General features: G+C 68.5%; 25 protein-coding genes. 5 read left to right on the forward strand and 20 right to left on the reverse strand.

What is annotated here, in order from left to right; translation table 11 throughout:
* The first annotated feature begins 12 nt into the window (after positions 1–12).
* Together Q1K09_RS02560 and Q1K09_RS02565 are read left to right on the forward strand one after the other, a co-directional pair.
* Positions 13–927, forward strand: coding sequence for a hypothetical protein (locus tag Q1K09_RS02560; protein WP_300342946.1), 915 nt, complete (start codon positions 13–15; stop codon positions 925–927).
* A 110-nt stretch (positions 928–1,037) separates the two neighbouring features.
* A complete protein-coding gene (locus Q1K09_RS02565; protein ID WP_300342947.1) occupies positions 1,038–1,496 on the forward strand; it encodes a class I SAM-dependent methyltransferase in 459 nt (152 codons plus the stop codon).
* Positions 1,497–1,566: 70 nt separating this feature from the next.
* Here the strand turns inward: Q1K09_RS02565 and metK are convergent, their stop codons facing one another.
* On the reverse strand, positions 1,567–2,760 hold the full coding sequence (gene metK / locus Q1K09_RS02570) for a methionine adenosyltransferase (RefSeq protein WP_300342949.1): 1,194 nt from the start codon (positions 2,758–2,760) through the stop codon (positions 1,567–1,569).
* 188 nt (positions 2,761–2,948) lie between these two features.
* Between metK and Q1K09_RS02575 the strand changes: the two genes are divergently transcribed.
* Complete coding sequence (locus Q1K09_RS02575; protein ID WP_366908883.1) at positions 2,949–3,386, forward strand: thioesterase family protein; 438 nt, start codon at positions 2,949–2,951, stop codon at positions 3,384–3,386.
* A complete protein-coding gene (locus Q1K09_RS02580) occupies positions 3,383–4,588 on the forward strand; it encodes an acyl-CoA dehydrogenase family protein (protein ID WP_300342953.1) in 1,206 nt (401 codons plus the stop codon). The genes Q1K09_RS02575 and Q1K09_RS02580 overlap by 4 nt, the downstream gene beginning before the upstream one ends.
* A 14-nt stretch (positions 4,589–4,602) precedes the next feature.
* Here Q1K09_RS02580 and coaBC read toward each other — a convergent pair whose 3' ends face one another.
* From coaBC to Q1K09_RS02675, 19 genes are all read right to left on the reverse strand, one after another.
* A complete protein-coding gene (gene coaBC / locus Q1K09_RS02585; protein ID WP_300342954.1) occupies positions 4,603–5,847 on the reverse strand; it encodes a bifunctional phosphopantothenoylcysteine decarboxylase/phosphopantothenate--cysteine ligase CoaBC in 1,245 nt (414 codons plus the stop codon).
* Between the two features lie 39 nt (positions 5,848–5,886).
* A complete protein-coding gene (gene rpoZ / locus Q1K09_RS02590; protein ID WP_300342956.1) occupies positions 5,887–6,153 on the reverse strand; it encodes a DNA-directed RNA polymerase subunit omega in 267 nt (88 codons plus the stop codon).
* 8 nt (positions 6,154–6,161) lie between these two features.
* Positions 6,162–6,746 carry a guanylate kinase gene (gene gmk, locus Q1K09_RS02595; protein WP_300342958.1) on the reverse strand — a complete coding sequence of 195 codons (585 nt, stop codon included), beginning with the start codon at positions 6,744–6,746 and terminating at the stop codon, positions 6,162–6,164.
* Positions 6,746–7,066: an integration host factor, actinobacterial type gene (mihF, locus tag Q1K09_RS02600; RefSeq protein WP_300342960.1), complete on the reverse strand. Its 321-nt coding sequence runs from the start codon at positions 7,064–7,066 to the stop codon at positions 6,746–6,748. The genes gmk and mihF overlap by 1 nt, the downstream gene beginning before the upstream one ends.
* A 114-nt stretch (positions 7,067–7,180) precedes the next feature.
* A complete protein-coding gene (pyrF, locus tag Q1K09_RS02605) occupies positions 7,181–8,047 on the reverse strand; it encodes an orotidine-5'-phosphate decarboxylase (protein ID WP_300342962.1) in 867 nt (288 codons plus the stop codon).
* Positions 8,044–11,376, reverse strand: a complete 3,333-nt coding sequence (carB, locus tag Q1K09_RS02610) for a carbamoyl-phosphate synthase large subunit (protein ID WP_300342964.1) — start codon at positions 11,374–11,376, stop codon at positions 8,044–8,046. Before carB ends, pyrF begins: the two co-directional genes overlap by 4 nt.
* Entirely contained in the window at positions 11,369–12,646 is a 1,278-nt protein-coding gene (gene carA, locus Q1K09_RS02615; RefSeq protein WP_300342966.1) for a glutamine-hydrolyzing carbamoyl-phosphate synthase small subunit, read from the reverse strand. The genes carB and carA overlap by 8 nt, the downstream gene beginning before the upstream one ends.
* A 17-nt stretch (positions 12,647–12,663) precedes the next feature.
* Complete coding sequence (locus Q1K09_RS02620) at positions 12,664–13,218, reverse strand: hypothetical protein (protein WP_300342968.1); 555 nt, start codon at positions 13,216–13,218, stop codon at positions 12,664–12,666.
* Entirely contained in the window at positions 13,215–14,552 is a 1,338-nt protein-coding gene (locus tag Q1K09_RS02625) for a dihydroorotase (RefSeq protein WP_300342970.1), read from the reverse strand. Before Q1K09_RS02625 ends, Q1K09_RS02620 begins: the two co-directional genes overlap by 4 nt.
* Positions 14,549–15,541, reverse strand: coding sequence for an aspartate carbamoyltransferase catalytic subunit (locus Q1K09_RS02630; RefSeq protein WP_300343128.1), 993 nt, complete (start codon positions 15,539–15,541; stop codon positions 14,549–14,551). Before Q1K09_RS02630 ends, Q1K09_RS02625 begins: the two co-directional genes overlap by 4 nt.
* 2 nt (positions 15,542–15,543) lie before the next feature.
* Positions 15,544–16,119: a bifunctional pyr operon transcriptional regulator/uracil phosphoribosyltransferase PyrR gene (gene pyrR / locus Q1K09_RS02635; protein WP_300342972.1), complete on the reverse strand. Its 576-nt coding sequence runs from the start codon at positions 16,117–16,119 to the stop codon at positions 15,544–15,546.
* Positions 16,120–16,174: 55 nt separating this feature from the next.
* Positions 16,175–16,606, reverse strand: coding sequence for a transcription antitermination factor NusB (nusB, locus tag Q1K09_RS02640; RefSeq protein ID WP_300342974.1), 432 nt, complete (start codon positions 16,604–16,606; stop codon positions 16,175–16,177).
* 9 nt (positions 16,607–16,615) lie between these two features.
* Positions 16,616–17,179: an elongation factor P gene (efp, locus tag Q1K09_RS02645; RefSeq protein ID WP_300342976.1), complete on the reverse strand. Its 564-nt coding sequence runs from the start codon at positions 17,177–17,179 to the stop codon at positions 16,616–16,618.
* A gap of 116 nt (positions 17,180–17,295) precedes the next feature.
* On the reverse strand, positions 17,296–18,495 hold the full coding sequence (gene aroB / locus Q1K09_RS02650; protein ID WP_300342978.1) for a 3-dehydroquinate synthase: 1,200 nt from the start codon (positions 18,493–18,495) through the stop codon (positions 17,296–17,298).
* Positions 18,492–19,073 carry a shikimate kinase gene (locus tag Q1K09_RS02655; RefSeq protein WP_300342979.1) on the reverse strand — a complete coding sequence of 194 codons (582 nt, stop codon included), beginning with the start codon at positions 19,071–19,073 and terminating at the stop codon, positions 18,492–18,494. The genes aroB and Q1K09_RS02655 overlap by 4 nt, the downstream gene beginning before the upstream one ends.
* A 7-nt stretch (positions 19,074–19,080) precedes the next feature.
* A complete protein-coding gene (gene aroC / locus Q1K09_RS02660; RefSeq protein WP_300342981.1) occupies positions 19,081–20,325 on the reverse strand; it encodes a chorismate synthase in 1,245 nt (414 codons plus the stop codon).
* 10 nt (positions 20,326–20,335) lie between these two features.
* Positions 20,336–21,277, reverse strand: coding sequence for a shikimate dehydrogenase (locus tag Q1K09_RS02665; protein ID WP_300342983.1), 942 nt, complete (start codon positions 21,275–21,277; stop codon positions 20,336–20,338).
* Complete coding sequence (locus Q1K09_RS02670) at positions 21,274–23,385, reverse strand: endolytic transglycosylase MltG (protein ID WP_300342985.1); 2,112 nt, start codon at positions 23,383–23,385, stop codon at positions 21,274–21,276. Before Q1K09_RS02670 ends, Q1K09_RS02665 begins: the two co-directional genes overlap by 4 nt.
* Positions 23,386–23,479: 94 nt before the next feature.
* Positions 23,480–24,766, reverse strand: coding sequence for a DUF349 domain-containing protein (locus Q1K09_RS02675; protein ID WP_300342987.1), 1,287 nt, complete (start codon positions 24,764–24,766; stop codon positions 23,480–23,482).
* 74 nt (positions 24,767–24,840) lie between these two features.
* Between Q1K09_RS02675 and hisS the strand changes: the two genes are divergently transcribed.
* Positions 24,841–26,184, forward strand: coding sequence for a histidine--tRNA ligase (gene hisS / locus Q1K09_RS02680; protein WP_300342989.1), 1,344 nt, complete (start codon positions 24,841–24,843; stop codon positions 26,182–26,184).
* Positions 26,185–26,208: the final 24 nt, after the last annotated feature.

Genomic DNA, 26,208 nt, shown 5'->3' on the forward strand with positions numbered 1-26,208 from the left:
GAGGCAGACTGCATGAGCATCGATATCGGCGTCGTGGTCACTGACACCTACCGTCCCGGCGACGGCGATCGCGACACCGCGCCGCTGATCGCCGCTCTCCGAGCCCGCGGGATCACCGCTGAACCGGTGGTCTGGCATGCCTGGGACCCGCGGCGCGACGGCGGCTTCCGCATGCTGGTGCTGCGCACCCCGTGGGACTACTCGGAGCGGGAGGAGGAGTTCCGGGCCTGGCTTCAGCAGGCTGGGCAGGTCTGCGACGTGCAGAACCCGCCGCAGCTGGTGCGCTGGAATCTGGACAAGGTCTACTTGAAGCAGCTGCAGCAGGCCGGGGTGGCCACTGTGCCCACGGACTGGGCGGCCGATCAGTCGCAGCTGACCGAGGCTCTGGTCGGTCACGGCCAGCAGTGGGTGGTGGTCAAGCCCACGATCTCAGCCGGTGCGCTGAACACCGGACTGCTGCGGGCTGATTCCGCCGAGGCGCGGGATCTGGGCCGCCGCATCCTGGACCGGGGCCGCACGGTGATGGTGCAGCCGGAGGTGCCCGAGCTCTCGGCCGGGAGGGAGAAGGCGCTGTACTTCATCGACGGGGTCTTCACCCATGCGATCGCCAAAGGAGCCCTGCTGGCCCGCGGGGGCGGCTTCCGCGGCGGCAGCTACCAGGAGGATCCGCAGCCGGTGGAGGCCTCGCCGGCCGAGCAGGCCTTCGGCGTCCAGGTGCTGAATGCCTGTGCCGCGGCCGCCGGCACACCGGTGCCGCTCTACGGGCGGATCGATGTGGTCTCCACTGCCGAATGGGGCACCGTGCTGCTGGAGGCAGAGCTGTTCGAGCCAGCGCTGAACCTGCACCGGGCGCCGCATGCCGCCGTCGCACTGGCTGAGGCAGTCAGCAGGCGGTTGGAACAGTCGGCAGCGCAGCCGGTGGGCTGAGCCGGGCTGCTGCTGCACCGCTGGGCAGCGGCCGCGGGTCGCAGCGGAGTTCTGCGGCGGTGCCATGATTCTGGCTGCCTCGGGTCGCTGATGCCGCTGAGGTGATTGGGGTGGAGCCGGATGAGCGCCTGCTGCGGGCCGCTCGAGCGCGTCCCGGCGCAGCGCGCGTGCTGCACGGATCCGCAGAGCATATTCCGCTGCCTGATGCCAGTGTGGATGTGGTGCATGCGCGCTTCGCCTACTTCTTTCCCAGTGAGGGGTTCAGCCCCCAGCCCGGTCTTGATGAAGTGGCCCGGGTGCTGCGGCCGGGAGGCCGGCTGGTGGTGATCGACAATGACCATGAGGTCGGAGAGTTCGCCCAGCTGCTGGCGGCCAGCGCCCCGGCGGCAGCTCAGGGCCGCGGCAGCTCTCCCACCCGCTGGTGGGCTGAGCGCGGTGCGCAGACCGTGAGCGTGCTCAGCGGCTGGCAGTTTCAGTCCCGCCGGGATTCGAGCGGGTGCTGCACCTGGAGTTCCCCGCGCAGCTGGCACAGAGGTGGCTGGATGAGCATCCGCGGCGGCTGGGCCTGAGCTACGGGTATCTGCTGCACATCTGGACCGCACCCGGCGGTGAGAGTGCAGTGCGCAGCGGGTAGGCGGCTTAAGCGCCGAAGAAGTCTTTGAGCTGCTGCACGCGGTTGAGCTGCTCCCAAGGGAACTGCGTATGGCCGAAATGACCGTTGGTGGCCGTCTGGCTGTAGATGGGGCGTTTCAGGTCCAGCTCCTCGATGATGCCCAGGGGCCTGAGGTCGAAGACCTCGCGGATCGCTGAGGAGATCTGGACCGGGTCCACCGTCTCCGTTCCGAAGGTCTCCACATAGATGCCGACAGGCTGGGCCCGTCCGATGGCGTAGGCGATCTGGATCTCGGCGCGGTCGGCCAGCCCGGCGGCCACCACATTCTTGGCCACCCACCGCATGGCATAGGCGGCCGAGCGGTCCACCTTGGAGGGGTCCTTGCCGGAGAACGCTCCGCCTCCGTGCCGGGCGAATCCGCCGTAGGTGTCCACGATGATCTTCCGGCCGGTCAGCCCGGCGTCGCCCACCGGACCGCCGATCACGAACGGCCCAGACGGATTGATGATCTCCTGGACCGCTCCCAGCTCCAGCCCCGAGGCGGCCACCACCGGTTTGATGACTGCTTCGGAGATATCGGCCTGCAGCTGGGCCTGCGAGGTCTCGGCAGTGTGTTGGCTGGAGACCACCACGGTGTCCAGGGTCACCGGCGCGTCGCCGTCGTAGCCGACGGTGACCTGGGTCTTGCCGTCGGGCCGCAGATACTCCAGCTCACCGGACTGCCGAACCTCTGTGAGCCGGGCGGAGAGCCGGTGGGCCAGCGCGATGGGGGTGGGCATATAGGTGTCGGTCTCGTTGGTGGCATAGCCGAACATGATGCCCTGGTCACCGGCTCCCTGGGCGTCGCGCGGATCGGTGGCGCCGTCGCGCGCCTCCAGGGAGTGGAAGACGCCGCCGGCGATGTCGGAGGACTGCTGACCGATGCTGATGGAGACGCCGCAGCGAGCGCCGTCGAAACCGTTGGCCGAGGAGTCGTAGCCGATGCCCAGCAGGGTCTGCCGCACAATCTGGGGGATCTCCACATAGCCGTCAGTGGTGACCTCACCGGCCACGTGCATCAGGCCGGTGGTGGTCAGCGCCTCCACTGCTACCCGGGAGTCAGGGTCCACGCGCAGCAGGGCGTCGAGGATGCTGTCGGAGACCTGGTCACAGATCTTGTCCGGGTGTCCGATGGTCACCGACTCCGAGGAGAACAGTCGCAGCGAGTCTGAAGTGGTCACCGGCTCATCCTATCCCCGCCGGCCACCGCCGCAGCAGCCGTGGTGTCACAGAGCGTAGCCGGCAGGCTGCACGCATCGGCAGCTCTGTGAAGTGGACAGCGGGCAGTTCTCCTGGTTCTGTGGACGGCGATGAAATACGTCAGTGGCTGCGCGAGCGCAGCGGCCACACGGCACAGGAGGCAAGCCCGATGAGCTACACCCCGCCGGAGGTCGCATTCTGCACGCCCATTCCGATCCGCTGGTCGGATCAAGACTTGAACGGGCATGTCAATAACGCCCGCGCCCTGACGCTGGTGGAGGAGGCCAGGATCAGCGCCTCGGCACACTGGGCAGGCGGCACCTCGGCTCACCGGCATCTGCCCCGCGTGGTGCGCACAATGACTATGGACTTCCAGCGGCCCATTCACTATCCGGACGCACTGGAGGCCTATGTGTGGGTCACCAGGATCGGCAGCACCTCCTACACCGTCCACCACGATCTGGTCCAGAATGAGCAGCTGTGCCTGAGCTGCGACGCCGTGATCGTCCTGCTGGATCCGGACACGCAGCAACCCACCCAGATACCCGAGGGGCTGCGCACCATCCTGGCTGCCGCCCTCTCCCACGATGCGAGAGGCCGACGATGACATCCGTTATGGAGCACCCGGACTATTTCCTGCTCGACGAAGGACTCACGGCGCAGGAGACCCAGCTGCGGGACGCTGTGCGCAGCTTCGGCAATGAGCATGTGCTCCCGGTGATCAACGAGTACTGGGAGCGGGCCGAGTTCCCGGAGCCGATCCTTGGCCCGCTGGCCGAGCTCGGCATCATCGGGGGCTTCATCCCGGGCTACGGCTGTCCCGGTCTGTCCCGACGCGCGGCTGGGGTGGTCGCCCGGGAGATGGGGCGGATCGACGGTTCGGTCAACACCTTTCTGGGGGTGCATTCCAATCTCTGCATGGGCACGATCTACATGCTCGGCAATGAGGAGCAGCGCAGCCGGTGGCTGCCGGAGATGGCGCAGCTGAAGCGCACCGGTGCCTTCGCCCTGACCGAACCCACGCACGGCTCTGACTCGGTCTCCCTGGAGACCTCGGCCCGCAAGGAAGGCGATGCCTGGGTGCTCAATGGGCACAAACGCTGGATCGGCAACGGCCATGCCGCCGACGTGGTGACCATCTTCGCCCGCGACGAGGCCGATTCCCAGGTCAAGGCCTTCGTGCTGGAGCGCCAGGCGGACGGCTCCTATCCCGAAGGCTATCGGCCCGAAGTCATCACTGGGAAAGTGGGCAAGCGGTCCATCAACCAGGCCGATATCGTCATCGAGAACCTCAGGATCCCGTCCGAAAACCGGCTGGCCGACTGCAGCAGCTTCAAGGACGTCAACAGGCTCCTGCGCGCCACCCGCGGCGGGGCTTCCTCGGAGGCCGTCGGCCACGGGATGGCGGCTTTCGAGATCGCTGCGGAGTATGCGCTCAACCGTGAGCAGTTCGGCGCTCCGATCGGCAGCTATCAGCTGATCCAGGAGAAGCTGGCCACTATGCTCTCCGATCTGACGTCCATGCAGCTGATGTGCACCCGGATGGCCGTGCTGGCCGAGGACGGCCGGCTCACCGACGGGATGGCCTCTTTGGTGAAGATGACCACCTCGCGCAAGGCGCTGTCGATGTGCCGGCAGAGCCGGGACATCCTGGCCGGCAATGGTCTGCTGCTGGAGAACCACATCGCCCGGCACCTGACCGATATGGAGGTGGTCTCCACCTACGAGGGCACCGATTCCATGCAGGCGCTGATTGTGGGCCGGGACATCACAGGCACGTCTGCCTTCACCCGGACCGCGCGCCGCTGACGGGCGGTCCGCGCTCAGCTGCCCAGCAGCCGGCTCAGAGTGCTGATGACGGCTGCTGCGGCCTGCTGCTTCGTTCCAGCAACGTGTTCGGCATGCTGCCCGGCCAGCCGGTCTTTGACGGAGTCGGCGGCCAGAATGTGAATCTCTGTGGAGTCCTGGCCGAATACCAGGTTCTCCCCCACCCTGTTGAGCACCAGCAGATCGCAGCCTTTGCGCTGCAGCTTCTGCTGGGCCAGCTGCAGCGGGTCGGTGGTCTCATCGCCGGTCTCAGCGGCGAAGCCGACGATCACTGCCGGCCCGCCGGTCTGGGAGCGCCGGGAGACGACGTCGGCCAGGATGTCCGGGTTCCGGGTCAGTGTGATGGTCGGGCTGGCGCCGTCGTCGGTCTTCTTGATCTTCGCCGCCGCGTAGTCAGCGGGGCGGAAATCGGCGACGGCGGCGGCCATGATCAGTGCATCAGCTCGCTCAGTCTCCACCCGCACCGCCTGGTGCAGCTGCTCCGCGGTCTCGATGCGCACCACCTCGGCGCCCTGCAGCTCCGGGCCCAGCGGTGCGTCCATGGATCCGGCGATCAGGGTCACCTCGGCCCCAGCCTGCAGCGCCGCCTGGGCCAGCGCCATCCCCTGCTTTCCGGAGGACCGGTTGCCCAGGTAGCGGACCGGGTCAAGAGGCTCGCGGGTGCCGCCGGCAGTGACCACTACGCGGCGTCCTGTCAGCTCGCCGGTTTCGCCCGCCGCACTGAGCAGCTGGTCGATGCGGGCCTTGATCTGTTCCGGCTCGGGGAGTCTGCCGGGGCCCGAATCCGCGCCGGTGAGCCGGCCGACCGCCGGGTCCATCACCTCCAGGCCGCGGGCGCGCAGCTGCCTCACGTTCTCCGCAGTGGCCGGGTTCTGCCACATTTCGGTGTGCATGGCCGGGGCCAGCAGCACCGGCGCCTGGGTGGCCAGCAGCGTGGAGGTCAGCAGGTCATCAGCCATGCCGGCGCGGGCCTTGGCCAGCAGGTCGGCGGTGGCCGGGGCGACAACCACCAGGTCGGCCTCCTGCCCCAGGCGGACGTGGCGCACTTCGTCCACGCCGGAGAACACGCTGGTGGTCACTGGGCGCCCGCTGATCGCCTCCCAGGTGGCGCGTCCCACGAACTGCAGGGAGGCTTCTGTGGGAATGACGTCCAGCTGGTGGCCGTCCTCTGTCAGCAGCCGTGCCAGATGCACGGCTTTATAGGCGGCGATGCCGGCGGAGACACCTAGGACGATGCGCATTCGGTCCATCCTCTCGCCGGGCCGCCGGAGCGGGCAGGCTCAGGCAGCCTCGTCGGCGGCCGGCTGCTTCTGAACCAGCAGGTCCTCGTTGATCTCACGCAGCGCGATGGACAGCGGCTTCTCATTGAGCTTGGTCTCCACCAGGGGACCGATGTGCTCGAAGAGCCCCTCGTGCAGCTGCGCATAGTAGTTGTTGATCTGGCGCGCCCGCTTCGCGGCGAAGAGCACCAGCGCGTACTTGGAGTCGGCCTTCTTCACCAGGTCGTCGATCGGCGGGTCGATGATGCCTTCGAGCTGCTCAGTCACAAATGTCCTTATGCGTTGGGGGTCGGTTCGAAGCCCATCTGGGCTACAAGTTCCTCGGCGGCGCGGTCGACGTCGTCGTTGATGATGGTCACGTCGAATTCCTCTTCTGCCGCGAGTTCTATTCTAGCGGTTTCCAACCTGCGCTGCTGCTCCTGGGCAGATTCCGTGCCGCGGCCGATGAGACGGGCGACCAGATCCTCCCAGGTCGGGGGCGCTAGGAAGACGAACTGTGCCTCCGGCATAGTCCGCCGCACCTGCCGTGCGCCCTGCAGATCGATCTCCAGCAGCACCCGGCGTCCCGCGGCCAGGGCCTGCTCCACTGTGGAACGCAGCGTGCCGTAGCGGTGGCGCCCGTGCACGGTGGCCCACTCCAGGAATGCGCCCTCGTCCACCAGCCGGTCGAACTCCTCGGGCTCGATGAAGTAGTAGTCCTCCCCGTGCACCTCACCCGGCCGCGGCGGACGGGTGGTGGCGGAGACGGAGAAGTGCACCTGCGGATAGTGGGTGCGGATGTGCCGGCTCAGCGTGGACTTGCCCACTGAGGTGGGACCGGCCAGGACGGTGACGGCTGGGGCGCGGCTGGACTGGGGCATCAGCCCAATTGTGCCAGATGCTCGGTGAGCGCCTGGCGCTGCTTGACCCCCAGTCCGCCGAGACGGCGGTTGATGGAGATGCCCAGGTCCTCCAGGATGCGGGTGGCGGTGACCCGTCCGACCCCGGGAAGGGCTTCCAGCAGCTCGATGGTCTTCAGTCGGGCCACCGCCTCCGAGGTGTCGGCGGCAGTGAGAACCTGAGGGAAGCTGAGCGCTCCGGTTCCGAATTCCCGTTTCACCTCGGCGCGCTCTGCACGGGCGGCCAGTGCCTTCTGGCGAGCCGTATCGCGCTCCTGCTGGGTGAGTTCTCGCAATGCCACAGTGATACTCCTCACATCGTGGGCCCAGGCGGACAGTGTGATGTGCCAGAATCTAACGGCAATCTGCGTCCAGGGCAATAGCTCGTGACACAGCAGAGTGTCTGATGGCCGATATCAGCCCAGGTCGGCGCGCGAAGACTCGATGGCGGCACGCAGATCGGCCACCTCAGGGCCGGCGGTGAGGATGCCGCGGGAGGAGTTGACGACCACCTGGTCCCAGACGCGGCCGAAGCTTCTGCGCAGCTGCTGGGCGTCAGCGCCCTGGGCCCCGTATCCCGGCGCCAGCAGAGGTGGAGAGCCGGCGGTCAGATCGATCTGGTGCTGGACGGCCAGGTGTGCGGTGGTTGCCCCGACGACCAGCCCTATGTGTCCCAGCGGCGCGGCAGAGGCCGCCGTATTGCGCCGGGCGGCTTCGGCTGCCACCTGGCCGGCGACGGTGCGGTGGGCCCGGGCCACCTGTGCCACATGATGCTGGAGCCGGGCCAGCTGCACATCCTGCCCCTCCGGGTTGGAGGTCAGGGTCAGCACAAAGAGTCCGGCCTGGTGGCGTTCTGCGGCCTCCACGGCCGGCTGCAGGGAGCCGAAGCCCAGATAGGGGCTGACGGTCAGGGCGTCGGCGGCGAAGTCCCGCTCCGGGTTGAGCCAGGCCTCGGCGTAGGCCGTCATCGTGGAGCCGATGTCCCCGCGTTTGGCGTCGGCGATCACCAGCAGACCGGCGTGCCGGGCATACGAGATCGTCTCGGTCAGGGCCTGCATGCCGGCTGGCCCGTGGGCCTCGTAGAAGGCGACCTGCGGCTTGATGACGCCCACCCGGCCGGAGGCAGCCTCGATCACGCGCTGGCCGAACTCCCTCAGCCCGGCGGCGTCGGGGCTGAGCCCCCAGTCGCTGAGGATCTCCGGATGGGGATCCAGTCCCACGCAGAGCGGGCCCTTCTCCCCCAGCGCGGCTGCCAGCCGCGTGCCGAAGGACTGCCGGGTCATCCGGCGACCTCCAGGCCTGCCTCATGCAGCCGGGCTGCGTGCTCCTGCAGGGAGCTCACCGACCAGGTGAAGGTGCGCTGGGCCTCAATGGCCTGCACGGCGGCTCCCAGCTCGGCCACGGTGGTGATCACCGGCACGCCGAGGCTGGTGGCTGCTGCGCGGATCTCGTAGCCGTCGCTGCGGGCGTCACCGCCGGAGGGAGTGTTGATGATCAGGCTGATCGTCCCGGACTCCACCAGCTCCAGGATGGTGCCGCCCTCTTCCGGGGTCTCGGCGATCTTCTGCACCACTTCGCAGGCGATGCCGTTGCGGCGCAGCACATCTGCGGTGCCCCCGGTGGAGACGATCTCGAATCCCAGGTCGGTGAGCCGTTTGACCGGCATCACCACTCCGCGCTTGTCCCGGTTGGCCACTGAGACGAAGGCCTTGCCGGAGGTGGGCAGCGGGTTGTTGGCAGCCAGCTGGGACTTGGCGAAGGCGGTGTCGAAGTGCTTGTCGATCCCCATGACCTCGCCGGTGGAGCGCATCTCCGGTCCCAGCAGGGAGTCCACCACCCGGCCGGCGGGTGTGCGGAACCGGGCGAAGGGCAGCACCGCCTCCTTGACCGCCACGGGGGCGGCAGGCGGGAGCTGGGAGCCGTCTCCGGCGGCCGGAAGCACCCCGGCGGCGTGGTGGCCGGACCCGGCGCGCAGCTCGGCGATGCTGACTCCGGTGCCGATCAGCGCGGCGGCCTTGGCCAGCTGCACTCCGGTGGCCTTGGAGACGAGCGGCACCGTCCGGGAGGCCCGGGGATTGGCTTCGATGACGTAGAGCACATCGGAGGCCACAGCGAACTGGATGTTGATCAGTCCGCGCACCCCCACACCTTGGGCAATTGCTGCGGTGGCCTGGCGCACCCGGGCCAGCACATGGGGGCCGAGGGTGATCGGCGGCAGCACGCAGGCCGAGTCCCCGGAGTGGATCCCGGCTTCCTCAATGTGCTCCATGATCCCGCCCAGATACAGGTCCTGTCCGTCGTAGAGCGCGTCGACGTCGACCTCTATGGCGTCCTCCAGGAAGCGGTCCACCAGAACCGGGTGCTCCGGGGTGACCTCTGTGGCGTGGGTGATGTAGCGGCGCAGTCCGGCCTCGTCGTAGACGATCTCCATTCCGCGTCCGCCCAGCACGTAGCTGGGACGCACCAGGACGGGGTAGCCGATGCTGTCGGCGACCCGTTTGGCGTCCTCGAAGCTGACTGCGGTGCCGTTCTTCGGAGCGGTCAGTCCTGCTGCGTTGAGCACCTGGTCGAAGGCCCCGCGGTGCTCCGCCAGGTCAATGGCCTCCGGGGAGGTGCCCAGGATGGGCACCCCTGCCTGGGCCAGCTGTCCGGCCAGCTTCAGGGGCGTCTGCCCGCCCAGCTGCACGAAGACGCCGGCCACTCCCCCGGTTCGCTCCTCCGCGGCGATGACCTCCAGGACGTCCTCCAGGGTCAGCGGTTCGAAGTAGAGCCGGGTGGAGACGTCGTAGTCGGTGGAGACGGTCTCCGGGTTGCAGTTGACCATGACCACGTCGTAGCCGTCGTCGTCGCCGCTGTAGTCGGTCAGCGCCATCGTGGCGTGGACGCAGGAGTAGTCGAACTCGATGCCCTGCCCGATTCGGTTTGGACCGGAGCCGAGAATGATCACCGATGGTCGTGAATGCTCGGCGATCTCGTCCTCCAGGTCGTAGCTGGAGTAGTGGTAGGGCGTGAAGGCCGGGAACTCTGCGGCACAGGTGTCCACGGTCTTGTAGACCGGCCGCACGCCCAGGGCGTGGCGGACTCCGCGCACCACGGCGGGGTCCATGGACCGCAGAGCCCCGATCTGCTCGTCGGAGAAGCCGTGCCGCTTGGCGGTGCGCAGGGCGGCGGCGTCGAGCTCACCGGCGCTGCGCAGGTCTTCGGCGATCTCGTTGATCAGCTGGATCTGGTCCAGGTACCACGGATCGATGCCGGTGATGCGGTGGACCTCCTCCAGATCCGCCCCCGCCAGCAGGGCGCGCTGCACCTGGTGCAGACGCTCGGTGGTGGGAGTGGCCATCCGCTGGAGCAGATCGCTGAGCTCCTCCTGGTCATCGTCGGTGAACCGGAATTCGCTGCCGCGCTGCTCCAGGGAGCGCAGCGCCTTCTGCAGCGCCTCGGTGAAGTTGCGTCCGATCGCCATCGCCTCACCCACCGACTTCATGGTGGTGGTCAGCGTGGGGTCGGCGGCCGGGAACTTCTCGAAGGCGAAGCGCGGCACCTTGACCACCACGTAGTCCAGCGTGGGCTCGAAGCTGGCCGGGGTCTTCTGGGTGATGTCATTGGGGATCTCATCCAGGGTGTAGCCGACTGCCAGCTTGGTGGCGACCTTGGCGATGGCGAACCCGGTGGCCTTCGACGCCAGCGCTGAGGAGCGGGAGACCCGCGGGTTCATCTCGATGACGACCACCCGCCCGGTCTTCGGGTCCACGGCGAACTGGATATTGCATCCGCCGGTGTCCACGCCGACCTCGCGGATGACGTTGATGGCGATGTCCCGAAGCTTCTGGTACTCCCGGTCGGTGAGCGTCATCGCCGGGGCCACGGTGATGGAGTCCCCGGTGTGCACGCCGACGGGGTCGAGGTTTTCGATGGAGCAGACGACGACGACGTTGTCATTGGCGTCGCGCATCATCTCCAGCTCGTACTCCTTCCACCCGAGGATGGACTCCTCCAGGAGCACCTCCGTGGTGGGTGAGTACTGCAGTCCCGCTCCGGCGATGCGGTGCAGGTCCTCCTCGTTGTAGGCCATGCCGGAGCCCAGCCCGCCCATGGTGAAGGAGGGCCGGACCACCATGGGGTAGCCCAGCTCCTCGGCGGCGGCGAGCGCCTCGTCCATGGAGTGCACGATCCGGGATTTGGCCGATTCGGCGCCGGAGCGTTCGACCACGCCTTTGAACTTCTCCCGGTCCTCGCCCAGCTCGATGGCCTCGATATTGGCGCCGATGAGCTCCACGCCGTATTCGGCCAGCACCCCCTGCTTGTCCAGGGCGATGGCGGTGTTCAGCGCGGTCTGGCCGCCCAGGGTGGGCAGCAGCGCGTCGGGCCGCTCCTTGGCGATGATCTTGGCGACCACTTCGGGGCTGATCGGCTCCACATAGGTGGCGTCGGCGAACTCCGGGTCGGTCATGATGGTGGCCGGGTTGGAGTTGACCAGGATGACCCGGATTCCCTCCTCCTTCAGCACGCGCAGCGCCTGGGTGCCGGAGTAGTCGAATTCTGCGGCCTGGCCGATCACGATCGGCCCGGAGCCGATGACCAGCACGGAGTTGAGGTCGGCGCGCTTAGGCATTCTTCTCGGGTCCTCCTGTGGCTGAGCGGGTGGAGTCGGTGGCTGAGGGGGCGGTGTCCTCAGCCGAGGGGCGGCGGTCTGCCGGGGGCAGCGTCTGCGCGCCGGTGGCCTCCCGCCCGGCGCGGTGGGCCTGGATGAGTTCCACGAATCGGTCGAAGAGGTAGGCGGAGTCGTGCGGGCCCGCGGCGGCTTCGGGGTGGTACTGGACGCTGAAGGCGGGAATGTCCAGGCAGCGCAGCCCCTCCACGACGCCGTCGTTGAGGCTTGAGTGGCTGACCTGGACCCGGCCGTAGCGGGATTCGGGGGCGCTGAGCGTCTCCCCGACTGGGGCGTCGACGGCGAATCCGTGGTTCTGGCTGGTGATCTCCACCTTGCCGGTGGCGTGGTCCATCACCGGCTGGTTGATGCCGCGGTGCCCGAAGGGCAGCTTATAGGTGGAGAAGCCCAGGGCGCGGCCGAGGATCTGGTTGCCGAAGCAGATCCCGAAGAACGGTGTCCGGGAGTCCAGGACCTGGCGCAGCATGCCGATCTGTGTGCTGGCGGTGGCCGGGTCTCCCGGCCCGTTGGAGAGGAAGACGCCGTCGGGGTTGAGCTCTTCGATCTCGGCAAAGGTGGTCTGGGCAGGCAGCACGTGCACGCGCAGGCCGCGTTCGGCCATCCGCACCGGGGTCATGGACTTCAGCCCCAGGTCCAGGGCGGCGACAGTGCCGACCGGCTTGCCCTCCCAGCCGTGGTCGGCCGGCTCCACCGTGTAGGGCGTCTCGGTGGTGACCTCTTCGGCCAGCCGGGCTCCGAGCATATCGGGCTGGCTGCGCACCGCCTCAAGCAGCTGGCTGTGCGGCGCTTCGGCGTCGTCGCCGGAGAAGATTCCGGCCTTCATGGACCCGTGGTCGCGCAGCCGGCGGGTGATCGCGCGGGTGTCGACGTCCTGGATGCCGACCACGCCCTGGGCGGCCAGCTCCTCATCGAGGCTGCGCACCGAGCGCCAGTTGGAGGGCCGGCGCGCAGCGTCGCGGACCACGTAGCCGGCCACCCAGATGCGCCGGGACTCCGGGTCCTCGTCATTGACGCCGGTGTTGCCGATGTGCGGGGCGGTCTGCACCACAATCTGGCGGGCGTAGGAGGGGTCAGTGAGGGTCTCTTGGTAGCCGGTCATACCGGTGGCGAAGACGGCCTCGCCCAGTGTGGTGCCTTCGGCTCCGTAGCTGGCGCCCTGGTAGACGGTGCCGTCCTCGAAGACCAGCAGCGCGGGTGTTCTGGTGTTGCTCATAGCTGGTGTGCGTCTCCTCAGACGTCGGGGCTGTGGGTTGTGCCGTGGGCGGGTGTGATGGTCTCCAGCGCCTGGCGCAGGGTGCGGCCCTCCTCGGCGCGGCGGGGGCGGAAGCCGGTCTCCACGGCGGTCTCCCCCAGCCGCCATCCGATGATCAGGGCGCCGTCGCGTTCGACGAACTTGCCCACCACGCCGCGGTCGGTGCGCACATACTGCAGGTCACCGGCGGGGATGAACCAGTTCCGGGCGCCGGCCCGGAAGATCGCAGCGCCGCTGCTGTGGGCCTCGATGCGTCCGGTGGTGCGCAGGCCCAGTTCGTGGACGGCCACGCGGTCCAGGTAGTCGGCTGCGGAGACAGTGCCGATGACCATCCCCTCGGCCCCGGCCTGCGGCTCGGCCTCGATCAGCTCCTCGGGGATCTGCGGCGGGGCAGGCAGTGCGGACTGGCGCCGCTTGCGGCCGCGCCAGCCCAGCCAGATCAGCAGGCAGATCCCGGCGATCACGGCCAGGGAGATCCACAGGTACATCAGGTAGGTGCCGGTCATATCCGGGGCTGCGGCGGCCAGTGTCATGCCGTCCTCCCGGTGCGCGAGCCGGCCAGTTCGCCGTCGAGCACCGTAGCGTGCCCGCCCAGGAAGGCGTGGCGGACCTGGCCGGGCAGCTCCAGGCCGCGGAACGGGGAGTTCCGGCCTTTGGTGGCGTGGTTCTCCGGGGTGATGGTGGTGGTGGCGCTGGGGTCCACCAGGATCAGGTTCGCCGGCTCCCCGGCTGCCAGGGGGCGGCCCTGGTGGGTGTGTCCGCAGATCTCGGCCGGGCGGACCGAGGTGATCTCGGCGAAGCGTCGCCAACCGATCAGTCCGGTCTCCACCATGGCGTGCTGCACTGCGCTCAGGGCCGTCTCCAGCCCGGTCATCCCCATGGCGGCCTGGGCCCATTCGCATTCCTTGGCCTGGTCCGGATGGGGCGCGTGGTCGGTGGCGACGACGTCGATGATTCCTTCGGCCAGAGCGTCGCGCAGGGCATGGGTGTCGGCCTCGGTGCGCAGCGGCGGGTTGACCTTGTAGACCGGGTTGTAGGAGCGGACCAGCTCATCGGTGAGCATCAGGTGGTGCGGGGTGACCTCTGCGGTGACCTGGATGCCGCGCTGCTTGGCCCAGCGGATGATCTCCACCGACCCGGCGGTGGAGACGTGGCAGACGTGCAGCCGGGCCCCCACGTAGTCGGCCAGCAGCACGTCCCGGGCGATGATGGCCTCCTCGGCCACTGCGGGCCAGCCGGGAAGACCCAGGGCGGCGGAGACGCTGCCCTCGTTCATCTGCGCGGGGTGCTCGGTGTCCCAGGAGGTGAGATCGGCGTCCTGGGCGTGCTGGGCGATGAATCCGCCGATGGTGGTGGCGTATTCCAGGGCTCGGCGCATCAGCTGGGCATTGTTCACGCAGTGGCCGTCGTCGGAGAACATCCGCACCTGGGCTGAGGATTCGGCCATCGCGCCCAGTTCGGCCAGCACCGTCCCGGCCAGCCCTTTGGTGACCGCGCCGACCGGGTAGACCTCCGTCCAGCCGGAGTCGGCGCCCAGCCGCTGGACCTGTTCGACGACGCCGGCAGTGTCGGCCACGGGGGTGGAATTGGCCATGGCGTGCACGGCGGTGAACCCGCCTTTGGCCGCGGCCCGGCTGCCGGTCTCCACAGTTTCGGCGTCCTCGCGGCCGGGTTCGCGCAGATGGGTATGCATATCGACCATCCCGGGCAGGGCGATCAGGCCGGTGGCGTCGATGGTCTCCAGGGACACGTCCTCGCGGGGCGCTGCAGTGTCGGCGCCGAGGCTGGCGATCTTCCCGTCCCGCAGCACCAGGTCGGCAGTGCTCTCCCCCAGGACCTTCGCGCCGAGGATCAGGTAGTCGGTCATGCGGTACTCCCGTCGTCGTGATTCTGTGACAGCAGCAGGTGCAGCACTGCCATGCGGACGGCCACACCGTGAGCCACCTGATCGAGGATCTTGGCCTGCGGAGAGTCCGCGGCGGCGGCGGAGATCTCCACACCGCGGTTCATCGGTCCCGGGTGCAGCAGCAGCGCCGGCTCTGAGGTGCCGCCCATCTGCAGCTGCTGCAGCACCGTCAGCCGTTCGTCGGTCAGCCCCCAGCGGCGGGTGTATTCGGCGGCATGGGGGAAGTACGCTCCGCCCATGCGCTCGGCCTGGATGCGCAGCATCATCACTGCGTCGGGGTCAGCGGCCAGCGCCGCATCGAGGCTGTGGTGCACGGTGACCGGCCAGTCGGAGATGCCCTTCGGAAGCAGGGTCGCCGGCGCGGCGAGGCTGACCTCCGCGCCCAGGGTGGTCAGCAGCCACACATTGGACCGGGCCACCCGGGAGTGCAGGATGTCGCCGACGATCAGCACCTTCATACCGGCCAGGTCGCCTCCGCGCGGGGGGCGGCCGTGGGCGGGGCACCAGCCGCGCCGCAGGGTCAGTGCGTCCAGCAGCGCCTGGGTGGGGTGCTCGTGGGTGCCGTCGCCGGCATTGATCACCGCCGCCTCCGTCCAGTCGCTGGCGGCCAGCTGGGCCGCCGCCCCGGAGGCGCCGTGGCGGATGACGATGGCGTCTGCGCCCATGGCTTCCAAGGTCTGGACGGTGTCCTTCAGAGACTCGCCCTTGGAGACGGAGGAGCCCTTCGCGGAGAAGTTGACGACGTCGGCCGAGAGCCGCTTGGCCGCGGTCTCGAAGGAGACGCGGGTACGGGTGGAGTCCTCGTAGAAGAGGTTGACCACTGTGCGTCCGCGCAGAGTGGGCAGCTTCTTCACCTCCCGGGAGGAGACGGCGGCCATCTCCTCCGCAGTGTCCAGGATGGCCAGGGCGTCCTGGCGGCTCAGTGAGGAGGTGTCCAGCAGGTGGCGCAGGCTCATGCGCGACCTCCCCGGGTGATCAGGACTGACTCATCGGCCGGGTCGACGTCGTCGACTTCGGCGAGCTGGACGAAGACGCGTTCCTCGCGGGATGTGGGGAGGTTCTTGCCCACATGGTCGGCACGGATAGGCAGCTGCCGGTGGCCGCGGTCCACCAGTACGGCCAGCCGCACGGCGGCGGGCCGCCCCAGGTCGGAGAGCGCATCCAGCGCCGCCCGGACGGTGCGGCCGGAGTAGAGGACGTCGTCGACCAGCACCACTGTGGCGCCGTCGATCCCGCCGGGGGGCACGTCGGTGGGCTCCGGGGTGCGGGCTCCGCCGCTGCGCAGGTCGTCACGGTACATGGTGATGTCCAGCGACCCGACGGCGTCGCGGCTGAACCGCTCATCGATGCGCTGCAGCTTCTCCCCCAGGCGGTGGGCCAGGGGGGCGCCGCGGCGTGGGATGCCAAGGATGACGAGGCCGTCGATGCCGCGCTGGGCTTCGACGATCTCATGGGCAATGCGGGTCAGGGCGCGCTCAATGTCGCCTGCGCTCATGACCTGCGCAGTCTCAGGCGGGGTCTCCACCATGTCGACTCCTTCCTCGCCTCACGGGACGATCATTAAAGGAGCGGTGTGCTTCGACTCAGCCTACCCCATCGTCGTCGGGGTCGGTGAGGGTGTCTTTGAGCTGCTGGATGCGTCCGAGCACGCCGTTGACGAAGCGCGGGGACTCCTCGGTGGAGAGCTGCCGGGCCAGTGTGACGGCCTCGGACACGGCCACGCCGTCGGGGATCTCCGGATTGTGCAGCAACTCCCAGGTGCCGATGCGCAGCGCCATCAGGTCCACCCGGGGCATGCGCTCCAGGCTCCATCCGCGGGCGTAGGTGGCCAGCAGCTCATCGATCTCCTCGCGCCGGGCGGTGACGCCTTCGATGAGGGTGCGCACGTAGTCGTTGACGACCATGTCAGCCCGCTCCACGCGGGTGGTGAGCACCTGGTGGGGGTCTATGCCGCGCTGCTCGGCCTCGAAGAGGACCTCCAGTGCCCGCAGCCGGGCTTTGCTTCGTTTGGCCACGGCGGGGGGTCAGTCGTTGACGCGGCCGAGGTATTCGGAGGTGCGGGTGTCCACCTTGACCCGAGTGCCCTGGTCCACGAACAGCGGCACCTGGATCTCGTGTCCGGTCTCCAGGGTGGCGGACTTGGTGCCGGCGTTGGAGCGGTCGCCCTGCAGGCCCGGCTCGGTGTAGGTGATCTCCAGCACCACCGAGGGGGGCATATCCAGGTACAGCGGAGTGCCCTCGTGCATGGCGATGGTCACCTCCTGGGACTCCAGCAGGAAGTTCGCCGCATCGCCGACAACCTCCGAGGGGACGGTGATCTGGTCATAGTCACGCAGATCCATGAAGACGAAGTCTTCGCCGTTCTGATAGAGGTACTGGTAGTCGGAGCGGTCCACGGTGGCGAACTCCACCTTCGCACCGGCGTTGAAGGTCTTGTCCACGACCTTCCCAGAGGTGATGTTCTTCAGCTTGGTGCGGATGAACGCCCCACCCTTGCCGGGCTTGACGTGCTGGAACTCCAGGGTGTTCCACAGCTGGCCCTCCAGCTTGAGCACCGAGCCGTTCTTAATGTCATTGGAAGTTGCCACAGGTTCAGGAGCTTTCTTGTCGGACGTCAGAGATTCACCAGCAGACCATCCTACCTCCTCCCCGCCGGCGACCTGCAGTCCGATCACCTCAGGGCGGATGCGCTCAGCGTCCGTGGCTACAGGGAAACGGTGGTATCTGAGACCGGTTCCGCGATCTCCTGGTAGGTCGCATACAGGATGGAGGGGTCGGGGATCTCCACAGTAGCCGGCTGTCCCACGCCGCTGAGCAGCACGAACCGCAGTGTCTCCCCCCGGTTCTTCTTGTCCCGGCGGATGCCCTCCAGCAGCTGGTTCCACCGATCGTCCCGGTAGCTGACCGGCAGCCCGAGGCTGGTGAGGATCTCCCGGTGGCGGTCGGCGGTGGCGTCGTCGAGCCGGCCGAGGCTGCGCGCCAGCTCGGCGGCGAAGACCAGGCCCACCGAGACGGCGGCACCGTGACGCCACTGGTAGCGCTCGGCCAGCTCGATGGCATGGGCCAGGGTGTGGCCGTAGTTCAGATGCTCGCGGCGCCCGGTCTCCCGGGCGTCCTCGCCCACGATCTCGGCTTTGACGCGGATGGAGCGCTCAATGAGTTCGCGCAGCTGCTTGGAGTGCGGGTTCTGCGCCTGGTCCGGGGCGGATTCAATGATCTGCAGAATCTGCTCATCGGCGATGAACCCGCACTTGACCACTTCGGCCAGGCCGGCGACCAGTTCGTTGCGCGGCAGGGTCAGCAGCGTGTCCAGGTCCACCAGCACCCCGGCGGGCTGGTGGAAGGAGCCCACCAGGTTCTTCCCCTCGGCTGTGTTGATACCGGTCTTGCCGCCCACAGCCGCGTCCACCATGCCCAGCAGCGTGGTGGGCATATGCACCACGCGTACCCCGCGCAGCCAGGTGGCGGCCACGAATCCGGCCAGGTCGGTGACAGCGCCGCCTCCCACGGAGACCACGGCGTCGGAGCGGGTGAAGTCGTTCTGGCCCAGCACCTGCCAGCAGAAGGCGGCCACCTGGATGTGCTTGCCCTCTTCGGCGTCGGGGATCTCCGCAGTCACCGCCTGGTACCCGGCCTTCTCCAGGTCTTCGCGCACCACATCGCCGGTGGCGCGCAGGGCCCGCGGATGAATCACCAGCACCCGCTCGGCAGAGGGGCCGATCATCTCCGGCAGTCTGGCCAGCAGACCGTTTCCGATGACGACGTCGTAGCCCAGTTGGTTGCCCCCTGCGCCGTTTCCTTCACCGACGGTGACCACAGTGGGCTCTGCCGCCGGGGTCTGCGGGGGTCCGGCCTGGCTCTCTGCGGCCGGGCTGGGTTCGGGGTTCTCAGTCTGGGGTGTCATGAGCGTGAGGAGATCGGTCCTTCGGTTCTGCCAGCGGTGGGTTGGTCGCGGTGTCGGTGCCGGCGGGCATTGACCGCCTGCACGATGGTATCGACTCGAGCGCCGATCGTCTCCTCGGCGGCGCTGACCACCAGGTCTGCGCACTCCAGGTAGAGCGGCCGCCGCGATGCGTAGATGCGGGCCCACTTGTCGATCGGCGGCTCCTCGCCCCCGGCGGTCAGCACCGGCCGGGTGGCGGCATCGCCGATGCGGGCCCGCGCCTGCTCCCGGGTGACCTCCAGCATCACCACGAAGCTGGGGCGGAGCAGCCGACGCGTGTTCTCCGAGAGGACGGCGCCCCCGCCGAGGCTGACCACGGAGGGCCGGGGCGCATCCAGCAGCTCGGCGATGATGCGCTCCTCGGCGCGGCGGAACGCCTGCTCGCCATGGGTGCTGAAGTACTCGGGGATCGACCCGTGGCGGGCGGCGAAGAACTGGTCGGAGTCCACATGCGGCCGGCTCAGCCGCCGCGCCAGCGCCGCCCCGACGGTCGACTTGCCGGAGGCCATAGGGCCGATGAGCACGATGTTTGCGTTCACGACAGACTCACTGCAGATGTGCCGGCGCCTGCACCGGGTCGCCGTCGTGGCCGGCGGCCTGCGGGTCTGCGCCCAGGGCGGGCAGGTTCTGCAGGTATCCGGTGAGGTTCCGGCGGACCTCCTCGACGCTGTCGCCGCCGAACTTCTCCAGCACGGCCTGCGCGATGACCAGTGAGACCATGGCTTCGGCGACCACTCCGGCGGCCGGTACTGCGCAGACGTCGCTGCGCTGGTGGTGGGCGGTGGTCTGCTCACCAGTGGCGGTGTCCACAGTGCGCAGCGCACGGGGAACAGTGGCGATGGGCTTCATAGCGGCGCGGACCCGCAGTGTCCCGCCGATGCTCATACCGCCTTCGATCCCGCCTGCCCGGTCCGTGGCGCGCACAATCCGGCCTTCGGCGTCGAGCTGGATCTCATCATGGGCCTGCGAGCCGCGGCGGGCCGCTGTGCGGAACCCGTCTCCGACCTCGACTCCTTTGATCGCTTGGATTCCCATCAGGACCCCTGCCAGCCGCGCGTCGAGCCGGCGGTCCCAGTGCACGTAGCTTCCCAGGCCCGGGGGCAGGCCGTCGACGACGACTTCGACCACCCCGCCCAGCGTCTCCCCTGCCTTATGGGCGGCGTCGACCTCAGCGACCATGGCCTGGGAGGTCTGTGCGTCGAAGCAGCGCAGCGGGTCGGCGTCGAGATCCTCGACATCAGTTGCACCGGGAAGAGCCGCCTCCTCCGGGACACTGACACTCCCCACCGCCACGGTGTGAGAGACGGTGGTGATCTCCAGCGCATTGAGCAGCTGCTGGGCTGCGGTCCCCAGTGCCACCCGGGTGGCGGTCTCCCGTGCGGAGGCCCGCTCCAGCACGGGCCGGGCCTCGGTGAAACCGTACTTCTGCATGCCGGTGTAGTCGGCGTGGCCGGGCCGCGGGCGGGTCAGCGGAGCGTTGCGGGCCAGGCCCTCCACCTCGCCGGGCTCCACGGGATCGGCGGACATGACCTTCTCCCATTTGGGCCACTCGGTGTTGGCGATCTCCACCGCCACCGGGGCCCCGAGCGTGCGTCCGTGGCGCACTCCGCCGAGCAGCTGGACGTGGTCCTGTTCGAACTTCATGCGCGCTCCGCGTCCGTAGCCCAGGCGACGCCGGGCCAGGGCCCGCCGGATATGGCCGGTGGTCAGCTCCACTCCGGCCGGCAGGCCCTCCAGGATCCCGACCAGGGACTTGCCGTGTGATTCTCCGGAGGTGAGCCAGCGCAACATGACATCCATCCTAGTCCTCGCCGCTGAGGGCAGACCGCATCAGGTTCACCATGTGAGCATGCTCGGCGGGACTGAGCCGGGCTGCATCGGCCTCGGTGCCGGCGGTGAACAGCTCCACCTGCTTGACCGCCTGGTGCAGCAGCATCTCCAGGCCGCTGGTCACAGGCCACCCGCGGCGCTGCCAGGCCTGCGCCAGTGCCGAGGGCCAGGGGTCATAGGCGGCGTCGAGCAGCAGCGGGCCTCCAGCCGGGTTCTGTGCCGTGGTCTCACCGATGCGGCCGGCCACCTCATCTGCGGCGCGGGGAGGCAGCGTGGAGACCACCGCGCAGGGCTGTTCGGTCTGCAGATCGGCGGGCAGCGTCTCCAGGGGACGGATCTCTGCGGCCAACCCCAGCAGGGGTGCGAGCGCCGCCACCGATGCCGCGCGCTGCGGGGATCTGACGTAGAGCACCGCGTCGGCACAGCCCAGCTCCGCGGCTGCGCCCAGAGCCGCCGCGGCGGTCCCGCCGGCTCCGATGATGGCCATACGGCCCGAACCCCCGTAAGCCATGGAGTCGGCTGCGGCCTCTTGCCGCAGAGCGGCGACGATTCCGTCGACGTCGGTGTTCTCCCCGTGGAGCCTGCGGCCGCCCGCGGCCGAGGAGATCACCACGGTGTTGAGCACTCCCAGGGTCTGCACGCGCGGGGAGAGCGTGGTCATATGCTCCACCATGGCGGACTTCAGCGGCATCGTCACCGACCAGCCGATCCATGACGGGTCGGCCCCAGGGCCGTCGATGAAGGTCTGCAGCTGCTCCTGGCTGACGTCTGCGCGGCTGTAGCCGATGTGCGCGCCCAGAAAGCCGTAGGCCGCGGCGTGCAGGGCCGGGGACTTCGAGTGGCTGATCGGCGAGCCGAGGACTGCAGCCCGGTGCTGGACCGGTGCCGCATGAGAGCCCCCTGCAGGGCTCATTCCTCCAGCTCCTCCTCGGCGGATTCCACGTCTTCGGGGCTGCAGACCCCGGGATTGTTATTGCAGAAGTCGTTGAATTCCTGCACGTCCTCCATATGGTCGGAGTACCACTCGTTGAATCGCGTTTCGCCGGTCTGGGGGTTCACCGTCACCCAGAAGTAGGCGTCGGTATCCGCCGGGTCGGCGGCTGCGGCGATGGTGTCCTCCACGGGAGTCGCGATCGGCCCCGGCGGCAGGCCTGCGTGCACAAACGTGTTGTACTCATTGGACTCATCGTGCCGCTCTTCGTCGGAGAAGTGCAGATCTCCGCTGCGTCCGAGTCCGTAGTTCACGGTCGCATCGATCTGCAGACGGCCTTCGGTGCCCTCGTGGTCGGGGTTCTCGATGCGGTTCTCGATGGCGCCGGCCATGATCCGGTAGTCCTCGAACCGCTCCTCGCTGGGACGCTCATCGCTGATGGTGTTATTGGCCTCAGCGGTGAGCAGCGAGGCGACGATGATCGTCTCCCACTGCTCCTCCGGATCGGTGACGCCGGCGTCCTCGAGTCGCTCGAAGGTGCGGTCGACCATGTCCTGCAGAACCTCTTCGGGAGTCATCTCGAAGGAGTCTTCATATTCGTACTCGTACTCCCCTTCGGCGATGAAGCCCTCCAGGGTCTCCGCCTCCTCGGGCAGGCCGTACTGACTGGGGTCGGACGCGGCCTCGCGGATCTCTTCCAGGGAGAAGGGGGTCGCACTGGCGATCCCCTCCAGGATCCGATCAATGCGGGTTCCGGCGTCGACGGCCACGTAGACTCGGTTCTGCTGGCCGAGCAGCACGTCCACGGCATCCTGGGCGGGCATCTGTTCGCGCATCGTCACCGGACCCGGCTGCAGCACCGGCTCCTCATCCAGGTCGTTCAGCGCATCCCAGAAGGCGTCACGGCTGGCGATGATGCCCTCATCCACCAGACGGTTGGCCACCGTTTCGAGCCCATCGCCCTGGTTGACCTCGAAGGTGATGGAGTCCCCGGACTGCGCCTCATAATCGTATTCGCCGCCGCCTCCGAGGATGGAGTTGACGATCATCACGAACCCGATGACCAGCACGGCGAATCCGCCCAGCGCCACCCCGAGGGTGATGTTGCGGCGCCGTCGCTTGGCCCGGCGCCGCTGCAGCACGCTGCGGCTCACGCCTCCTTGGGCCGGAGCCACGGTCTGGTATCCGCGTCCGAAGCCGGAGGCGCCCACCAGTACAGGCGTGCCGTCCTCGTCATGCTCGATCTGCCCGTCATAGTCCTCCTCCCATTCATGGCCGAACACCCCGGCGCCATGCAGGTCCTCGGCGTAGAACTCCTCCTCATAGAACTGCTCCTCCGAGTCCGCGGTCTCGGCCGGGTCCGGGGAGTAGGGAGAATGCGGAGCGACGACCTGTTCGAAAGGCGTTGACGGAGAGGCAGCCGCCGGCGCGGGGACCGCGCACGCAGCGGCGGGAGAGGACGACGACGACGGCGGAGTGGACTGCGCGGCAGGGTCGGCGGCGGGGGTGGGTGCAGCCGGCTCGCCCGCGGGGCTGCCCGGTGCCTGCTGAGGGCCCGGTGCCTGCTGAGGGCCCGGTGCCTGCTGAGGACCGCCCCCGCCTGCCGGGGATCCGCCGGACGCCTCAGCCGTGCCGGCCTCCGCCCCGGGCACCGGCTGGACGGGATTCTGCCGCGTCTGCAGCCGGCGACGTTCCCTGCGCGAGAGGAACCCGCCGCTGGTCCGGGTCTCACCGGGGCCGGTTTCACCGTTGCGGTCCTCACCAGTTCGGGGTCCGGCGGACCGTAAGCCGCCGGCGCCGGGCTGGGCAGTGCCGCTCTGGTCACTGGCCGACGGTGATGCTGAGGCTTGGCCGCCGCCTGCTGCCGCGCTCCGGGGCTTTCGACGGCGGCCCCGTTCGTCCTTAGGGGTCTCTTTCTCCTGGTCGAACAGCGCAGGACGCTCTGCGGAGTCGTCAGCCGTGGAGCTGGTGCTCATGCGGCGCACGGCGGATTCGCGTTCACGCTGAGCGGCTCGTGCCCGCTCTCGCGCCTCACGGATCTCGCGCCTGCGACGCCGGGAGCCCACCCCGGGGGGCTTTTCATCGCTCACGCAGTTCCTCGCTGGGCAGATCGACGGCAGATACAGGTCAGGGCTAGACGAATGTCTATTGCCGAGACCTCACGATTGTAATCTATCTGTTATTTCACGCCGACTTCAGCATCTCCAACCAGCTCCGGCGCGCCGCCAGGGCCTCCTCGGCCTCCTTCTGGCGTGCAGCGTCCCCGGAGGCCTGCGCAGCGGCCAGGTCCTGCTCCAGCTGCTCAATGGTCTCCTCCAGCTGGGTGAGCATTTCGTTCTGGCGGTCGCTGCGTGCCGCCTCCCGCGGGCTGCGGCCGGCACCGGTGGCCTCCCGGTAGGCCTCCTGCACCTCGGCGATGGCCCGCTCCATACGTTTGACGTCTCCGCGCGGCACTTTGCCGGCGGCATCCCACTGCTCAATCAGCTTCAGGTAGCGGTCCCGCACAGCCTCGGGCTTGGTGAAGGGCATCAGCTCGCGCAGCTTCTCCAGAATCTCCTCTTTGCGCTTGAGATTCTCGGCGTATTCGGCGTCGATCTTCGCATTGGCCTGCTCGCGGGCTGAGAAGAACACGTCCTGGGCGGCCCGGAAGCGAGCCCATTGGGCGTCCTCAGTTTTGCGGGGGCCGCGCCCCAGAGCCTTCCAGCGGTCCATCAGCCGGTGATAGGCCTTGGTCGTCGCACCCCATTCGGTGGAGCTCTGCAGCGCCTCAGCTTCTGCGATCAGCTCCTCCTTGGCCCGCTTGATCTCCGCGGCTTCCTTGTCGCGGCGGACGAAGAATGCCTTGCGGCTGCGCTCAAAGCGGCTGCGGGCGTCGCGGAACCGCCGCCACAGCGGATCCTCCTGCGCCTTGGTGAGCCGGGGCGGAGTGCGCTGCTCAGCCTTCCACGCCTCAAACAGCTCAGCCATCCGCGCCTGGGCGGTCTTCCAGTGCTGAGAATCGGGGTCGGCGTCGGCCAGCGCCTCCGCCTCAGCGACGATCTCCTCGCGGACCGCGACCTTAGCCGCCAGCGCCTGCTCATTCTGCTTGGCCTCCTCCGCGGCGATGGCCTCGATTCCGGCCTGCACCTCACTCAGCAGGCTGCGCAGCTCCTCGACGTCGCCCAACCAGGTGCCCTCTTCCAGCTCGGAGACCAGCTGTTCACGGCTGGCGCGCAGGTGGGCTGCGGAATCGGCCTGGGTGGCCACCCGGGCGGCCAGCAGCAGAGCCCGGTTGTAGAGATCATCGAACTTCCGGGTGAAGTACTGCAGCGCCTCGTCCTCGCCTCCGGCGGAGTACTGGCCCACATACTTCTCCTCGCCTCCGGGTTCGCTCGGCAGGGCGTAGACGTGGCCTTCGGCATCGACGCGGGCCCGGTCGCGGATCTCGTCGAGGGAGGTCTGGTGATACGTAGGCTTGACTGCAGGGCTCATGGCATCAAGGGTACCGGCAATGGATATGATGGTCAGGTTTGGCACCTGCGGCATTGAAGGAGACTGAGGAGCATATGGCACGCACCGCTTCCCTGTCCGGCTACCTGGAGCTGCTGCCCGAGGAGCGCCTGGTGGAGCTGCATATGCTCGACACCCTCCGCCGCGTCTTTGAGGCCCACGGGTTCTCCTCCATCGAGTCCCGCGCCGTTGAGCCGCTCGAGGTGCTGCTCGGCAAAGGCGAGATCGACAAAGAGGTCTACGCGGTCTCCCGCATCCACGACGACGACGGCGCCGCCGCCGCGGCCAAGCATGCCCTGCACTTCGATCTCACGGTCCCCTTCGCCCGCTATGTGGTGGAGAATGCCGGGCACCTGGCGTTCCCGTTCCGCCGCTACCAGATCCAGAAGGTCTGGCGGGGCGAACGCCCCCAGGCTGGACGCTTCCGGGAATTCACCCAGGCCGATATCGACATCGTCGGCGACGGGGAGCTGCCCTTCCGCTGCGATGTGGAGATCGCTCTGGTGATGGCCCGTGCCCTGGAGGCGCTGCGCATCGGGGAATTCACCCTGCGGGTCAACAGCCGCAAGCTCTCCGAAGGGTTCTACCGCTCCATCGGCCTGGAGGATACGGCTGCGGTGCTGCGCGCGGTGGACAAGTTGGAGAAGATCGGCGCCGAGCGGGTGGCCGCCGAGCTTGTTGAGACTGCCGGCGCATCCGAGACCCAGGCGGAGCAGGCTCTGGCACTGGCCCGGATCAGGACCTCTGAGCCCGACGTCGCCCCCCGGGTATTGGATCTGCTCGGCGATGCCGCACCGGACGACCTGCTGCGGCAGGGGTTGGAGGAGCTCACCACGGTGATGGCTGAGCTGACCTCCCGGGTTCCGGGCCGGGCAGAGGCGGATCTGTCGATCGCCCGCGGGCTGGACTACTACACCGGCACCGTCATCGAGACCGTGCTGCACGGTCACGAGGAGCTGGGCTCGGTCTGCTCCGGAGGCCGGTACGAGTCGCTGGCCACCAAGGGCCGGCGCAGCTTCCCCGGAGTGGGGCTGTCCATCGGGCTGACCCGGCTGCTCTCCGCGCTGCTGGATTCCGGGGAGGTCTCCGCCTCCCGGAAAGTGCCCACCGCGGTGTATGTCACCCTGCGCGAGGACCAGGACTGGCCGGCCGCCCAAGACGTGGCCGACCAGCTGCGCGAGCGGGGCATCAGCGCCGAGGTGGCGCTGAGCGCAGAGAAGTTCGGCAAGCAGATCAAGTATGCCGATCGGCGGGGCATCCCCTACGTCTGGTTCACTGACGAGCAGGGACGTCACGAGGTCAAGGACATCCGCAGCGGCCAGCAGACCGAGGCCGACCCGGCCAGCTGGTCTCCGGCGGCCGTGGACCTCACCCCTCAGATACGATTCAACGACCGCTGAGCATCGCGGACCCGGATTCGACAC

This window comes from Nesterenkonia sp., from assembly GCF_029265375.1.
In the GTDB taxonomy this organism is placed as follows: Bacteria; Actinomycetota; Actinomycetes; order Actinomycetales; family Micrococcaceae; genus Nesterenkonia.

Coding starts and splice junctions, on each gene's coding strand:
- Q1K09_RS02560 (WP_300342946.1), top strand. CDS start 13: ATGAGCATCGATATCGGCGTCGTGGTCACTGACACCTACCGTCCCGGC.
- Q1K09_RS02575 (WP_366908883.1), top strand. CDS start 2,949: ATGAGCTACACCCCGCCGGAGGTCGCATTCTGCACGCCCATTCCGATC.
- Q1K09_RS02580 (WP_300342953.1), top strand. CDS start 3,383: ATGACATCCGTTATGGAGCACCCGGACTATTTCCTGCTCGACGAAGGA.
- coaBC (WP_300342954.1), bottom strand. CDS start 5,847: ATGCGCATCGTCCTAGGTGTCTCCGCCGGCATCGCCGCCTATAAAGCC.
- gmk (WP_300342958.1), bottom strand. CDS start 6,746: ATGCCCCAGTCCAGCCGCGCCCCAGCCGTCACCGTCCTGGCCGGTCCC.
- pyrF (WP_300342962.1), bottom strand. CDS start 8,047: ATGACCCGGCAGTCCTTCGGCACGCGGCTGGCAGCCGCGCTGGGGGAG.
- carB (WP_300342964.1), bottom strand. CDS start 11,376: ATGCCTAAGCGCGCCGACCTCAACTCCGTGCTGGTCATCGGCTCCGGG.
- carA (WP_300342966.1), bottom strand. CDS start 12,646: ATGAGCAACACCAGAACACCCGCGCTGCTGGTCTTCGAGGACGGCACC.
- Q1K09_RS02620 (WP_300342968.1), bottom strand. CDS start 13,218: ATGACACTGGCCGCCGCAGCCCCGGATATGACCGGCACCTACCTGATG.
- Q1K09_RS02625 (WP_300342970.1), bottom strand. CDS start 14,552: ATGACCGACTACCTGATCCTCGGCGCGAAGGTCCTGGGGGAGAGCACT.
- pyrR (WP_300342972.1), bottom strand. CDS start 16,119: ATGGTGGAGACCCCGCCTGAGACTGCGCAGGTCATGAGCGCAGGCGAC.
- aroB (WP_300342978.1), bottom strand. CDS start 18,495: ATGACACCCCAGACTGAGAACCCCGAACCCAGCCCGGCCGCAGAGAGC.
- aroC (WP_300342981.1), bottom strand. CDS start 20,325: ATGTTGCGCTGGCTCACCTCCGGAGAATCACACGGCAAGTCCCTGGTC.
- Q1K09_RS02665 (WP_300342983.1), bottom strand. CDS start 21,277: ATGAGCCCTGCAGGGGGCTCTCATGCGGCACCGGTCCAGCACCGGGCT.
- Q1K09_RS02675 (WP_300342987.1), bottom strand. CDS start 24,766: ATGAGCCCTGCAGTCAAGCCTACGTATCACCAGACCTCCCTCGACGAG.
- hisS (WP_300342989.1), top strand. CDS start 24,841: ATGGCACGCACCGCTTCCCTGTCCGGCTACCTGGAGCTGCTGCCCGAG.